The following is a 13,904-nucleotide window of genomic DNA, read 5'->3' as shown; positions in this document are numbered from 1 at the left end:
TTTTCGCAGACAAAAACTATCAGAAAAATAAAATTTTACTTACATTATTTAATAGATTAATTTATTAAAGATTAATCAATTTAGGCTAAAATACGACCATTTCAACAAAAGGACAGCTATGAAAAAAGATGTAAAAAAAGTTGTTTTAGCATACTCAGGCGGACTTGACACAAGTATTATTTTAAAGTGGCTTCAAGACGAATACAAATGCGAAGTAGTCACATTTACAGCTGACATCGGACAAGGCGAAGAGCTAGAGCCTGCACGTAAAAAAGCCCTAGCACTTGGTGTAAAACCTGAAAATATTTTTATAGAAGACTTAAGAGAAGAATTTGTACGTGATTATGTATTTCCAATGTTTAGAGCAAATGCCATCTATGAGGGCGAATATCTACTTGGCACATCAATCGCGCGCCCACTAATAGCAAAACGCCAAAGCGAGATCGCAAGACTTGTTGGTGCTGACGGCGTGAGCCACGGAGCAACAGGCAAAGGCAACGACCAAGTTCGCTTTGAGCTTGGCTACTACGCGCTTGGTGATAATCTAACTATCATCGCTCCATGGCGCGAATGGGATCTAAACAGCCGTGAAAAACTTTTGGCATACGCTGAGAAAAACGGCATAGATATCACCAAAAAACCAGGCAAAAGCCCATACTCAATGGACGCAAATTTACTCCACATAAGCTACGAAGGCCTAGTACTTGAAGACCCGAGCCACGCACCAGAAGATGATATGTGGAGATGGACAGTAAGCCCAAAAGATGCTCCAGATAAGAGCGAGATCATAGAGATCGGCTATGAAAAAGGCGATCCAGTGAGCATAAACGGCAAAAAAATGAGCCCAGCTGAAATTTTAACCGAGCTAAACCGCCTTGGTGCAAAACACGGCATCGGCAGACTTGACATCGTAGAAAACCGCTCAGTTGGTATGAAGAGCCGCGGCTGCTACGAAACACCAGGCGGCACGATAATGCTAAAAGCACATCGTGTGATAGAGAGCATCACGCTTGACCGCGGTGCAGCTCACTTAAAAGATGAGATCATGCCAAAATATGCCGAGCTAGTTTATAACGGCTACTGGTGGTCACCTGAGCGAAATATGCTCCAAGCACTTATCGACAAGAGCCAAGAGCACGTAAATGGCTCTGTTAAAGTTGAACTTTATAAAGGCAATGTGATCATCCTTGGTAGAAACAGCAAAGATGATAATCTATTTAGTGAGGCGTACTGCACGTTTGAAGAGGACAGCGTTTATGACCAAAAAGATGCGGAGGGATTTATCAAACTAAATGCACTTCGCTTTATAATCGCACGCAAAAATGGGCGAAAATTTGACTAACAATAAATTTTAAAAAGGACAAAAATGAAAGTATTATTAATAAAAGATGTAAAAGGACTTGGAAAAGCTGGCGAGATAAAAGAGGTAAAAGATGGCTACGGCAACAACTTCTTGATCGGCAAAGGCTTTGCAAAAGCAGCCACTCCAGATGTCCTTCGCCAATACGAGGCAGCTCAAAAAAGAAAGGCTGAAGAGCTAAAATATGAGATCGCAAATTTAGAAAAGCTTAAAGAAGAGCTTGCAAAAGTGACAGTCGTCGTCAAGAAAACTCTTGGCGCAAATGGCTCGCTTTTTGGCTCAGTTTCAAAAGAGGAGATCGCAGCAGAGCTTGAAAAGACGCATCATTTGGTAGTTGAGAAAAAGGCTATCGACCTAGACACGCACCTAAAAGCAGTTGGTCTTTATGATGTTTCTATAAAGCTTGGACACTCGATAAATGCGAGCCTTAAGGTTGATGTGCAAGGAGAGTAGATGTTTCATGCGACAACCATCTTGGCCTACAAAGGCAAAAACAAATCAGTCATCGGCGGCGACGGACAGGTGAGCTTTGGCAACACCGTGCTAAAAGGCAATGCTGTAAAAATCCGCAAAATTCACAATGGCAAAGTCCTAGCTGGCTTTGCTGGTAGCACTGCTGACGCGTTTAACCTTTTTGATATGTTTGAGAAAAATTTAGAGCATACAAAGGGCGACTTGCTAAAGGCGGTGATAGAATTTAGCAAAGAGTGGCGCAAAGACAAGTATCTAAGAAAGCTTGAAGCTATGATGCTTGTGCTTGATAGGGATAAAATTTTCTTACTTAGTGGCACTGGAGATGTAGTAGAACCTGAAGATGGCAAGATAGCAGCTATCGGAAGCGGCGGCAACTATGCACTTTCAGCAGCCCGTGCCTTAGATAAATTTGCCGATATCGATGAAGAGGAACTAGTCAAAGAGAGCCTTAAGATCGCCGGCGAAATTTGCATCTATACAAATACAAACATCAAAACTTATGTTTTAGAATAAGAGAGAAAATGAACTTAACACCAAGAGAAATTGTTAAATTTTTAGATGACTACGTGATCGGTCAAAAGGACGCTAAAAAGATCATAGCGATCGCACTTCGCAACCGCTACCGCCGCATGAAGCTTGAAAAGAGCTTGCAAGATGACATCATGCCAAAAAATATCTTGATGATCGGCTCAACTGGCGTTGGTAAAACCGAGATCGCAAGGCGCCTTTCAAAGATGATGGGGCTACCTTTTATTAAGGTCGAGGCTAGTAAATATACTGAGGTTGGCTTTGTTGGTCGTGATGTTGAAAGTATGGTAAGAGACCTTGCTATGGCATCATATAATCTCGTAAAAAACGAGCAAAGCGAGAAAAACCAAGACAAGATAAATGCCTACATCGAAGAAAAGATCGTCTCAAAGCTACTTCCGCCACTTCCAAAAGGTGCGAGCGAAGAGAAGCAAGCAGAATATGCAAAGAGCTATGAAAAAATGCTAAATAGGCTAAGAAATGGCGAGCTTGACGAGCTAAGTATAGAGATAGAGGTGCAGCAAAACCCGCTTGAAGCTGGCTCAAATGTGCCACCTGATATGGCGCAGATGCAAGAGAGCTTTATAAAGATAATTGGCATCGGTGGCAAAAATATCAAAAAAGAGATGAAGGTAAAAGACGCTAAAAAAGCCCTTCAAAGCGAGGCAAATGATAAAATTTTAGATCTTGAGAGTGTAAAAACTGAGGCTTTAAGAAGAGCTGAAAACGAGGGTATTATCTTTATAGACGAGATCGATAAGGTTGCCGTTGGCTCAGGTAGCTCAAACAGGCAAGACCCAAGCAAAGAAGGCGTGCAAAGAGATTTGCTACCTATCGTTGAGGGCTCAAATGTAAATACCAAATTTGGAAATTTAAAGACAGATCACATTTTGTTTATCGCAGCTGGCGCCTTTCATATAAGCAAACCAAGCGATCTCATCCCAGAGCTTCAAGGCCGTTTCCCACTAAGGGTCGAGCTTGATAGTCTTGATGAGGATGCGCTTTATCAAATTTTAACTCAGCCAAAAAATTCGCTTTTAAAACAATATATCGCGCTTCTTTCAACTGAAAACGTCGAGCTAGAATTTGACGATGAAGCGATAAAAGAGATAGCAAGGATCGCTCACGCAGCAAATGAAAAGATGGAAGATATCGGCGCTAGACGCCTTCACACGGTGATCGAGCGCGTGATAGAAGATATCAGCTTTGAGGCTAGTGAAAAGAGCGGTGAGAAGATAAATGTGACAAAAGAGCTTGTAAAAGAGCGCCTAAAAGACGTGGTTGAGGATCAAGATCTAGCGAGGTACATACTTTGAAATCAGGCTTTGTTAGCATCATAGGACGCACAAATGCTGGCAAAAGCTCGTTTTTAAATGCGCTACTAAACGAAAAGATCGCCATTGTCTCGCACAAGCAAAATGCAACTCGCAGAAAGATAAATGGCATCGTGATGAATGGCGAAGATCAGATCATCTTTACCGACACGCCAGGACTTCACGAGAGCAACAAGGCGATAAATCAACTACTAATCAGCCAAGCTATAAAATCGATGGGAGACTGCGATCTCATCGTATTTTTAGCGCCTATCCATGATGATACAAGCGACTATGAGAAATTTCTAGCTCTAAATCCAGAAAAACCGCATATCTTAGTGCTAACAAAAGTCGATGAGAGCTCAAATGCAAAAGTGCTTGAAAAGATCACTCAGTATCAGAAATTTCAAGATAAATTTGCAGCTTTGCTTACTTTTAGTACCAAGCAGCCTACCTATAAAAAGCCGCTTCTTGATGAAATTTGCAAGCTTTTGCCAGAGCATGAGTACTTTTATGATCCAGAATTTCTTACGCCGACAAACGAGAAGGAAATTTTTAGAGAATTTATACTTGAAGCGATCTATGAAAATTTAAGCGACGAGATACCATATCTTAGCGACGCGATCATAAAAAGCGTAAAAGAAAAAACAGGTATAACTGAAATTTATGCGAGCATCATCACAGAGCGTGATATCCATAAAAGTATGATCATCGGGAAAAATGGTGAAACTATTAAACGAATAGGAATTTTTGCAAGAAAGTTAATACAAAATTTAACCAACACAAAGGTCTTTTTAAAGCTCGATGTAGTCGTTAAAAAAGGCTGGAGCAAAGAAGAAAAGAGCCTAAATCAGATAATCGGCTATTGATTTTTTATTTTAAAGATATTAAAATACCAAATATAAGCGTTTAGGAAGGTCTTTTGATTCATGATGAATATTAAAAAAAATAGTGAAATTTCTATAGTCGCACTAGATCCGTATGACTATAAAGGATTTCGTTATCACAACAGCAATGTAGAAGCTTTTAACTTTTCAAAAACAGTCAATAAACGCGACTTTTTCATCTCATACATAAAATTTAAAGACTTAAAAACAACAACTATTTTTATCCCTAGAAGCGTTGATAACGACACCCTTTACGAGGAGCTTTATTCAAAGGTCTATGCAGAGCTTTCACTAGATCCTGCACTTGATAATAAGATATTTTTCTCAGAAGGCTCTACAAAAGCTCAAGAGAGAATTTTTACTGTTTTTGCTATCACAAATGAAGATATAAATTCGACCTTTAAAGCGGTTGCAAAAAAAGTCCCATATATCGACTATCTTGCGCCTGAGCCTTTGATCTACTCTGCTATTTATAAAAAAGGCTTGCTTCCTAGCACTCAAGCAGACTGCTTTATCGCGCTTAGAAAAGATGAATCATTTTTAAGTATATATTTAGATGGTGATTTTTTTACAGCTAGAGAAATCCGCTATAACCTAAACTACCTTAAAGATAAATTCTTAGAGCAAAGCGGCGATCGCTTGAGTGATGAAAAATTTATTGAAGTTTTGTCTCAAAGAGGACTTGTAAATAAAGATGATGATGGCTTTAACTACGATCTAAACACAGTTTTTGAAGATTATATTTTTTATTTTAACGATATATTAAATATTATAAATAGCCAAAATGGCATATCTATAAAGAAAATTTACATAGATTGTGACTATGAGATCAAAAATTTTGCAAATTTTATCTCAACCAAACTTGGTTTGGATGCAGAGTATATAAACATAAAAGTTGCGATAAACAACAAAAACTATACTATCAACGAGCGTTATAACGTTATGGCTTTATATGGTAGATTTTATACCAAAGAGCCATTTTATGAGAACTTTAACCTCTCAAATATGCTTCGTCCAGATCCATTTGTTAAAAGAAAAAGTGGTAAATTCTTGCTCACTTGCGCTGCGGCATTTGTGTTAAGTATGTTATATCCAGCTTACAACTACATAGCTGGTCTTGTTTTAGAAAAAGATAGCGCAAGGCTAAATGACGAATATAGCGTCCTAAACGCCCAAGAGATGCAGATAAAAGAGACGCTAGCTAAAATTTCAAGAGAACAAGAGGCAGTAAAAGAGCAAACTCAAAAAGAGAATGAAAAGCTAAATTTCAGAAAAGGTCTGCTTGCTGAGATCGAAAATAAAAAAGATAATTACGCTATGAAGGGTTTAAATCTTTTTAAAATTACCGATATTTTAAATCTAAACGCAGTTCATATCACAAACATCGTAAATAACGATAGAAATTTGACCATAACTGCGGTTAGTGATAATGAAAAAAGGATAACCCAGTTGATCAAAGATATCAGCAAAGATGAAAAATACTTGGTAAATACTAAAAAAATTCGCTCAGATGACGCTAAACACGAGTATGAAAGTAATATAAGCATAGAGATTAGACAATGAGACAAGATATTTTAAGCAAAATAGATCAATACTTTGATAGCAAAAAGCCAAACGAAACAAACCTCATTTTTCTTGGCTCAGCGCTTATCATAGCTTACCTTGTCTATATGCTATGCTTTGATCCTGCGCAAAATTTCTTTGATGAAAAGCTTGATAAACATACGAGAATTTCTACAAAGCTAGAAAACACCAGAAACTATCTAGCCTCAGTAAGCTCTCCTGATGGCGATAGAAATTTTAAGATAAATGAAGAAAATAGAAATTTAAGTAATCTAAAACTTCGCTACACGAATATTTTGAAATTTAATACCTATTTTGATTCAAAGCTTAAAGAGCTTTCTTTTTTGCTTTTTGACAATCAAAACTGGGCAAACTATATAGATAGTATTGTGCTTTTAGCAAAGCAAAATAATATAAAAATTTTAGAGCTTAAAAGCGATATAAAAGAGCCAAATTTCCAAAAGATAGAGCAAATTTTAAATATAGATGTCACTTGTCTTGGAAATTTTAAAGATATGCTTAGCTATATAAACGGACTTGAAGAGTCAAAACTCGTAGTAGATCTTCACAAAATGGATATAAATTCCACTCAAAAAGATCTAGGAGCTAAGCTCTCTATCTCAGTGTGGGGTATGAAGTACTGATGAAAAAATTTGGCTTATTTTTAATTTTATCTCTTGGTCTATTTGGCAGTGAGTTTGAAGGCGAGATGAAAAACTATGATGAAGTTTTTGTTAAGATAAAAGAGCAAAGAAAAGGGCTTAATAGCGGTGAAATTTCTAGCTTGCAAGATCCTTTCAAGCTAAATTTGCCAGTTGCTCCAAAAGGCGATCAAAACACTACAAAATACTCTTCTGCAAGTGGGTTTATGCTAAAGGCCATTTTGCTAAATAAAGCAAATATAAATGGCAAGTGGTATAAAGTGGGAGATATGGTTGATGATTACAACATCACAAGCGTTCAAAATAGCAAGGTTATCATCGTAAAAGATGATGAAAAACAAGAACTAACTCTTAAAAATGGAAGTAAAAATGTTGGTATCAAAATTAAGTAAATTTATTATAACTGTGGCGTTGGCTTCATTTTTAGCTACTCCTATGATGGCAAAACCAAGCACATGCTTGAGTAAAAATTTTAGCATGAAGATCACAGACGATATAAGTCTTGGAGATGTTTTAAACCAGCTCTCTGAAATGTGTGATTTTAGTATCGTTGCAAAAGATGCTTATAGCAAAAAAGAGCTTGATGATAAAGTCTTTGGCGTAAATATAAGAAATATGAGCCTAAGCGAGGTCTTTGATCTGCTTTTAAACGAAAAAAATTTAAGCTATGAGTTTTTAAATAATGTCTTAAAAATCTCATCGCTTCAAACGAAAATTTTTAAAATAGACTATATAACCTCTATCCGTGAAGGCACAGCCATTACAAAAGCTTCTGTTGATGCCTCTCCATCAGAGGTAGGCAATAGTTCAAGTAGCGATAATGGTTCGAGCGATATAAAAAATGAAAATAACTTGATAAGAACAACTGAGAAATTTGACTTCTGGGAGAAGCTTGATGCTGAGCTAAAAGCTATCTTAAACAATAGCAGTGAGCACATCACAGCGCCAGATCCTATCATAAACCAAAATGCTGGACTTATCACGGTTACAGCTACCCCATCACAGCTAAAACGTGTTGAAAAATATATAGCTGAGATGCAAAGAAGACTTAAAAAACAAGTCATTATCGATGTTTCTATCATCGCAGTTGATCTAAATAATGAGTATAAACAAGGTGTTGATTGGAGTAAATTTGAGCTTGGATTTAACTCATATATAGGCAACCAAGGCTCTAGCACCGGCTCAAGTGCAAGCTGGACAAACAAGGGCAACAGCTTAAGCGATGGCTTTGGCCGCACACTAAATATCGCTGCAAATTTAAACTTTAGCCTTGATGGTATGATAAATTTCCTTGAAACAAATGGTAAAACAAAGGTTGTTTCAAGTCCAAAAGTAACCACTCTAAACAACCAACAAGCGCTAATCTCTGTTGGTGACAATATAAACTACCGCGTGATGGAAGAGACAGATAATGGTAGCAACAATAACAATAACAACAGGCTTACAACAACTTATAAACAATACTCTGTATTTATCGGTATCTTGTTAAATTTACTCCCAGAAGTCTCAGATAACAATAAGATCATGCTTCGCATCAACCCAAGCTTAAGCAGCTTTAAGTATGCAGAAGATGACACAAGATCACAAAATACAGCCATTAGAGAGATCGCCCCTGATACAGTTCAGAAAAAACTCTCAACCGTAGTTCAGGTAAATAGTGGCGATACGATCATACTTGGCGGACTTATCGGACAGACCAAAGATAAGCAAAACACAGCTGTGCCACTTCTAGCTGACATACCTTTGATAGGAAGTGTCTTTAAAAGCACAAGAGATGGCGTAAGAACTACTGAGCTTATCTTTGTCATCACACCAAGAGTTGTTGATCTTGAAGATCCAAAACCAGTTCAGCAGTCGCTAAAAGATCTAGGATTTTCTAAATCGATCTATGAGTAACGAAAATATTTATACGCATATAAAAGATGTTTTTATAGATGAAGACGAGAGTTTAAATTTCGTAAATTTAGACAACTCTATAAGCTGCTACAACAAGATAGTTTTAGCTCTAAAAAAGCCACTAAAGCTCATCTTGTTTTATGGTAAGCCAGGTAGCGGCAAGACCTTTTTACTAAACAAGATCGCAAATGATCTAAAAGAAGACAAAAGCCTCATCTTTTTTCCGCATCCGTTTTTTAGCGAGGCGACATTTATCGAAGCACTTTGTGAGCAAATTTATGGAAAAAAGCTTGAAGATATAAACAACTTTGAGAGCTTTATAAAATTTTATTCAAAAGACTTTAGCAGCAAAGATGAAATTTTAAAAAATCAAATGACGGTTATCCTAGATGAAGCACAGCTCTATCCGACTGAGCTTATCGAGAAGATAAGGCTTATGGCTGATACTAGGATGTTTAAATTTCTTTTTACGATACATAAAACTGAAAATGAAGATATTTTGGCGAAAGATTATTTTCAGACTAGAATTTGGGAGAGTATAGAGCTAAGTAGCGCTGATGTAAATGAGATCATCATATACTTGCAAAGAAAGCTTAGTCAAAAAAACTATGATAAATACCTTAAATTTGATAAAAAAGACTACGAGTGCGCCTACTCATTTTGCGGTGGAAATTTAAGAACGTTAAATAAGATAATGTATAAATTCTATGAAATTTGCGAATACTACGAGCAGTATCAGCCTTCAAAACTTAGCGGCGATAAGGCAAATATTATGATACTTACCATGGCTGCACTTGATGCGGGGCTAATCGATGCTTGAACCACAAGAAATTCAAAGACTTGAAAAGCTTTATGAGAGCTACAAGAAAAAAAATGGTGGCTTTTTGCATAAAATTTTTACTGCCAAAAACTCTAAAATTTTAATAATCGAGCTTTTGCTTATCATCATTTTGCTGGCTGCGTTGATAGTTCTAAGTTTAGAAAAAGCTCCAAGTCTTGCTAATAAAAGCGATAAAGTTTTAGCCAAAAATGCAACCACAGTAAAAATGGTAGAAAAAAATGAGACAAATGTAAGCGTTCTTAGTGAGCTAAAGCAAAAGAGCGAGGTTGCTAAGGCTAAATTTGAAGAGGGCAAAAAGCAAGATGAGCTAGCTGATAAGATAGCTAAAAAGCTTGAAGAGGTTGTAAAGATAAACGAGACAAACGATACTTTAAAAAATGACCCAAAAAGGCAAAGAAGCTCACAAGGTTGGCTTAAGCTAAATATCCCTGATGAAGAGCCACTTACCGAGCAAAATGGTATAAGCGTGCCACAAGATGAAGTGATAGATCTTGAGTCAAAGCCAGCTAGAAAGCGTGTAAATATACAAGTAACTTCAGCATCAAATGAAGAGAGCGTGCTAAGAGAACAATTTTTAAAGACAAATAATCCAACTATTGCACTTGAGCTTGCGAGATTAAATTTTAGAAATAATAATTTCAAAGAAGCTATAAAGTGGTCGCTTGCTGCAAACGATATAGATAATAGCTTAGAGGAGTCATGGATCATCTTTGCAAAGTCAAAATATAAGCTAAAACAAAAAGATGACGCCATAAAAGCGCTAAACGAGTACAATAAAAATTTAAACAAAGCCTCGATAAACACGCTAATAAGTAAAATGAGAGATGGAACGTTATGAGATTTATCGCCCTATTTTTGGTTTTAGTTTGTCAAATTTACGCTGTAAGTCTAACTGAGATAAGGGATGACTTTAATAGCGCAAACTACGCAAAAGTCTGCAACCAAAAGGTTGAGGACTTTTTAAAAACACAAAATAACGAAGAGCAAATTTCTATGTTTGGCATCGCCTGCATAAAGATGAATGATCTAAACAGGCTAGCAACTCCGATTGATAAGCTAGTAAAGAGTGAAAAATCAAGAGAAAATGCTGCCTATTTTGCTGACATCTTGTTTAAGAAAAAGCTCTTATTTCACGCTATGATAGATGGCGTTGATATAAGCTATATCAGGCTTCCAAAGAGTGATTATATACTTTCATTTTTGTTTGATAAATTTGTAAAAAAAGAGTATGTCGAAGAGCTTGGCACATTTATCTTTGAAGAGCCAAATTCTGACACAAGATATGAGATAAGCCCAACAAATGGACAAATACCAAAGCTAGTGCTTAAAATTTTTAAAAATAACGACCTGAAATCACAAATAGAGTATAGATAATGAAAAATGTAGAAAATGTAATCTTAAAAAATATAGAACAAAACGGCAAACTAAGCACATCAGATATAGAAAAGATAAAGCAGATAAGCGAGCAAGAAGGCAAAGGTCTTGTTAAAATTTTAAGAGATGAAAATTTAATAAACGATGAAGATTTTATGGAAATTTTGTCTGATATTTACAGAAGAGGACATGTAAATATCGATGAAATTTCAAACGATCTTGAGCTTGATATAAAGGCTTTTGTTAAATTTATAAGCGAGAAATTTAAGGTTTTATACTTTGACCTTGATGATATCGATATCGACTACCGCATCAGTGAAAAGCTAAGCACTGCTCAGCTAAAGACATATAGCGCGATCCCAGTAAAAGAAGATGAGATAAGCGTATATGTCGCTTTTAAAAATCCATTTGACGTTATGGCTCAAGATAAGGTGCAAAATTTATTTAATAGAAAACTACTAAAAGTTGCCATCGCTCAGCCAACTCAGATAGAAAAATATATAAGCAAGCTAGCGCTAAATGAGAGCATAAAAGATGTGATAACAGAGATCAGAAGAGAGCTTTCAAGCTCAGCTAGTCAAGGTCAAAACAGTGAAAACTCTGGAATTTTAAAGCTAATAGAGATCATCTTAAAAACATCCATCCAAAGCAGAGCCAGCGACATCCATATAGAGCCGACCGAGACAAACTGCATCGTAAGAAGCAGGATCGATGGTATGCTAAGCGAGACATTTATATTTGATAAAGATATCTATCCGCCGATGGTTAGCCGTATGAAGCTACTTTCAAACATGGACATCGCAGAGCGCCGCCGCCCACAAGACGGTAGATTTTCAGCTCAAATTTTAGACAAAGAGTATGATTTTCGTATCTCGACGCTACCTATCTTAAACGGCGAAAGTATAGTTTTAAGAATTTTGGATAAGTCAAAGGTCATTATAAATTTAGAAGATCTTGGCATGCATCCTGATAACTTCGCTAAATTTAAAAAGAGCATGAAAGCACCTTATGGCATCATCCTTGTTACTGGTCCAACAGGCTCAGGTAAGACTACGACACTTTACGGCGCTCTAAATGATATAAAAAGCGTAAAAACTAAGATCATCACAGTTGAAGATCCGGTCGAATACCAGCTAAATATGATCCAACAAGTGCATGTAAATGAAAAAGCTGGACTTACCTTCGTCTCAGCCCTTCGCTCTATCTTGAGGCAAGATCCAGACGTCATAATGATAGGTGAGATCAGGGATCAAGAGACGCTTCGCATAGCGATACAAGCGGCACTTACTGGTCACCTTGTCTTTTCTACGCTTCACACAAATGATGCCATTAGCGCACTTCCTCGTATGATAGATATGGGCATCGAGCCTTATCTAGTAAGTGGCGCGCTCGTTTGCATAGAGGCTCAAAGGCTTGTTAGAAAGCTCTGCCCACACTGCAAACAAAAGATCACTCTATCTCAAAAGGCATTTGACGAAGTTAAGAAATTTGTCCCTGAAAACTACCAGTTTTATAAAAGCGTCGGATGTCCGCAATGCTCGCAAACTGGGTATCTCGGACGTGAGATGATAAGTGAAATTTTACCTATTAGTGACCATATAGCAAGCATGGTTGCAAATGGTGCCTCTAAAGATGAGCTTAAAAGCGTAGCTTACGAAGAGGGCTTTATAGATATGTTTCATGATGGCGTCATAAGAGCAGCAAATGGTATAACCACGCTTGAAGAAGTTTATAGGGTTGCTAAGATATGAAATACTTTGAGGTTGAGTACATCCAAAATGGTAAACGCCATAAGATGAGCCTAAGAGCGAACAATAAAAGCGAGATCAAAGATAAAGCAAATGTCACTGGTATGATCGTAAAGATCAAAGAGACGCAAACTTCTAGTATAAATAACTTTGAAAATTTACAAAACGTGATCGCAAAGGCTTTTACTAATCCAAAGGTGAAAATCCCAAATTTAGTTGCCACCATAAGGCAGCTTAGCGTTATGACAAATGCTGGAATTTCTATCCACGATAGCATTAAAGAGGTTGCAAACTCTACCGAGGATAAGCGCCTTAAATTTATATTTCAGACTATAGATGAGGAGCTAAATCAAGGCTCAAGCCTCACAAATAGTATAGAAAATTTTAAAGAAGAGCTAGGCGACGTGACGCTTGCGATGATAAGACTAGGGGAAAGCACTGGTAATATGGCTGATGCGCTTGCAAAGCTCGCCTCTATCTTGCAAGAGGTCTGGGACAATCAGCAAAAATTTAAAAAAGCCATCCGCTATCCGATAACCGTTATCTGCGCGATCATCATAGCCTTTGTCATCCTTATGATACTTGTTGTGCCGCAGTTTAGAGAAATTTTCGAGCAGTTAAATGCAGAGCTACCACTGCCAACTAAAATTTTGCTAAATATCGAATACGTCATGACAAACTACGGCTTTTATATCCTTGGAGTACTTGCATTTATCGGATATTTGCTTAGAAAATACTACCTTGATAGTGAAGAATTTCAAGATAAGGTCGATAAATACCTTTTGAAAGTCTATCTCATTGGTAAGATCATATTTTATTCAAATATGAGCAGATTTAACCTCATCTTTACAGAGCTTGTTCGAGCTGGTTTGCCTATAGCAGATGCCCTTGATACGGCTGTGATAACGGTCTCAAACAAGGATATCAAAAAGAAGCTAAGCGGCGTTAAGATACTTGTTGGTAGGGGTGTTAGCCTAACGGAGGCCTTTAGAGATACAAATTTATATGAAAATATGCTCATACAGATGATAAGCGCTGGCGAGCAAAGCGGTAGCTTAGACGATATGACTGGAAAAGTAACTGACTATTACAGGATGAAATTTAACGATATTATTGATAACATCTCAAACTATATAGAGCCTATCTTGCTCGTTTTTATAGCAGGTATGGTGCTTTTACTAGCTCTTGGTATATTTTTGCCGATGTGGGATCTATCAAAAGCCGTTAAAAACTAAAATAATTAAAATCTTAAAGGAGA

At 37.1% G+C, this 13,904-nt stretch carries 14 protein-coding genes; all 14 read left to right on the top strand.

Annotation, left to right across the window (positions count from 1 at the left end; genetic code table 11):
* Positions 1-118 precede the first annotated feature (118 nt).
* From MTT29_RS01980 to MTT29_RS01915, 14 genes are read left to right on the top strand one after another with little or no spacing between them, the layout of a single operon-like run.
* Positions 119-1,342 carry an argininosuccinate synthase gene (locus MTT29_RS01980; RefSeq protein WP_429799615.1) on the top strand — a complete coding sequence of 408 codons (1,224 nt, stop codon included), beginning with the start codon at positions 119-121 and terminating at the stop codon, positions 1,340-1,342.
* Positions 1,343-1,366: 24 nt separating this feature from the next.
* Positions 1,367-1,813 carry a 50S ribosomal protein L9 gene (rplI, locus tag MTT29_RS01975; protein WP_103568810.1) on the top strand — a complete coding sequence of 149 codons (447 nt, stop codon included), beginning with the start codon at positions 1,367-1,369 and terminating at the stop codon, positions 1,811-1,813.
* Positions 1,814-2,347, top strand: coding sequence for an ATP-dependent protease subunit HslV (gene hslV / locus MTT29_RS01970; protein ID WP_021084582.1), 534 nt, complete (start codon positions 1,814-1,816; stop codon positions 2,345-2,347).
* An 8-nt stretch (positions 2,348-2,355) separates the two neighbouring features.
* The gene (gene hslU, locus MTT29_RS01965; protein ID WP_021089127.1) at positions 2,356-3,678 is read left to right on the top strand and encodes an HslU--HslV peptidase ATPase subunit; all 1,323 of its coding nucleotides are present in this window, start codon (positions 2,356-2,358) and stop codon (positions 3,676-3,678) included.
* Positions 3,675-4,544: a GTPase Era gene (era, locus tag MTT29_RS01960; RefSeq protein ID WP_021086219.1), complete on the top strand. Its 870-nt coding sequence runs from the start codon at positions 3,675-3,677 to the stop codon at positions 4,542-4,544. Before hslU ends, era begins: the two co-directional genes overlap by 4 nt.
* A 60-nt stretch (positions 4,545-4,604) precedes the next feature.
* Entirely contained in the window at positions 4,605-6,125 is a 1,521-nt protein-coding gene (locus MTT29_RS01955) for a hypothetical protein (protein WP_012001743.1), read from the top strand.
* A complete protein-coding gene (locus tag MTT29_RS01950; RefSeq protein WP_012001744.1) occupies positions 6,122-6,769 on the top strand; it encodes a hypothetical protein in 648 nt (215 codons plus the stop codon). Before MTT29_RS01955 ends, MTT29_RS01950 begins: the two co-directional genes overlap by 4 nt.
* The gene (locus tag MTT29_RS01945; RefSeq protein WP_429799614.1) at positions 6,769-7,179 is read left to right on the top strand and encodes a hypothetical protein; all 411 of its coding nucleotides are present in this window, start codon (positions 6,769-6,771) and stop codon (positions 7,177-7,179) included. Before MTT29_RS01950 ends, MTT29_RS01945 begins: the two co-directional genes overlap by 1 nt.
* Positions 7,157-8,683, top strand: coding sequence for a pilus (MSHA type) biogenesis protein MshL (mshL, locus tag MTT29_RS01940; protein ID WP_429799613.1), 1,527 nt, complete (start codon positions 7,157-7,159; stop codon positions 8,681-8,683). The genes MTT29_RS01945 and mshL overlap by 23 nt, the downstream gene beginning before the upstream one ends.
* Positions 8,676-9,503, top strand: coding sequence for an ATP-binding protein (locus MTT29_RS01935; RefSeq protein WP_103558079.1), 828 nt, complete (start codon positions 8,676-8,678; stop codon positions 9,501-9,503). The genes mshL and MTT29_RS01935 overlap by 8 nt, the downstream gene beginning before the upstream one ends.
* On the top strand, positions 9,496-10,362 hold the full coding sequence (locus MTT29_RS01930) for a CDC27 family protein (protein ID WP_429799612.1): 867 nt from the start codon (positions 9,496-9,498) through the stop codon (positions 10,360-10,362). Before MTT29_RS01935 ends, MTT29_RS01930 begins: the two co-directional genes overlap by 8 nt.
* A complete protein-coding gene (locus MTT29_RS01925) occupies positions 10,359-10,898 on the top strand; it encodes a hypothetical protein (protein WP_107714731.1) in 540 nt (179 codons plus the stop codon). The genes MTT29_RS01930 and MTT29_RS01925 overlap by 4 nt, the downstream gene beginning before the upstream one ends.
* Positions 10,898-12,649, top strand: a complete 1,752-nt coding sequence (locus tag MTT29_RS01920) for a GspE/PulE family protein (RefSeq protein ID WP_087581683.1) — start codon at positions 10,898-10,900, stop codon at positions 12,647-12,649. Before MTT29_RS01925 ends, MTT29_RS01920 begins: the two co-directional genes overlap by 1 nt.
* Complete coding sequence (locus MTT29_RS01915; protein ID WP_148824345.1) at positions 12,646-13,881, top strand: type II secretion system F family protein; 1,236 nt, start codon at positions 12,646-12,648, stop codon at positions 13,879-13,881. The genes MTT29_RS01920 and MTT29_RS01915 overlap by 4 nt, the downstream gene beginning before the upstream one ends.
* Positions 13,882-13,904 lie beyond the last annotated feature (23 nt).

The organism is Campylobacter concisus, from assembly GCF_050447485.1.
GTDB lineage: Bacteria > Campylobacterota > Campylobacteria > Campylobacterales > Campylobacteraceae > Campylobacter_A > Campylobacter_A concisus_BQ.
Note: the sequence above shows the minus strand (reverse complement) of the source record. Positions and strands in the feature narration are given on the sequence as shown.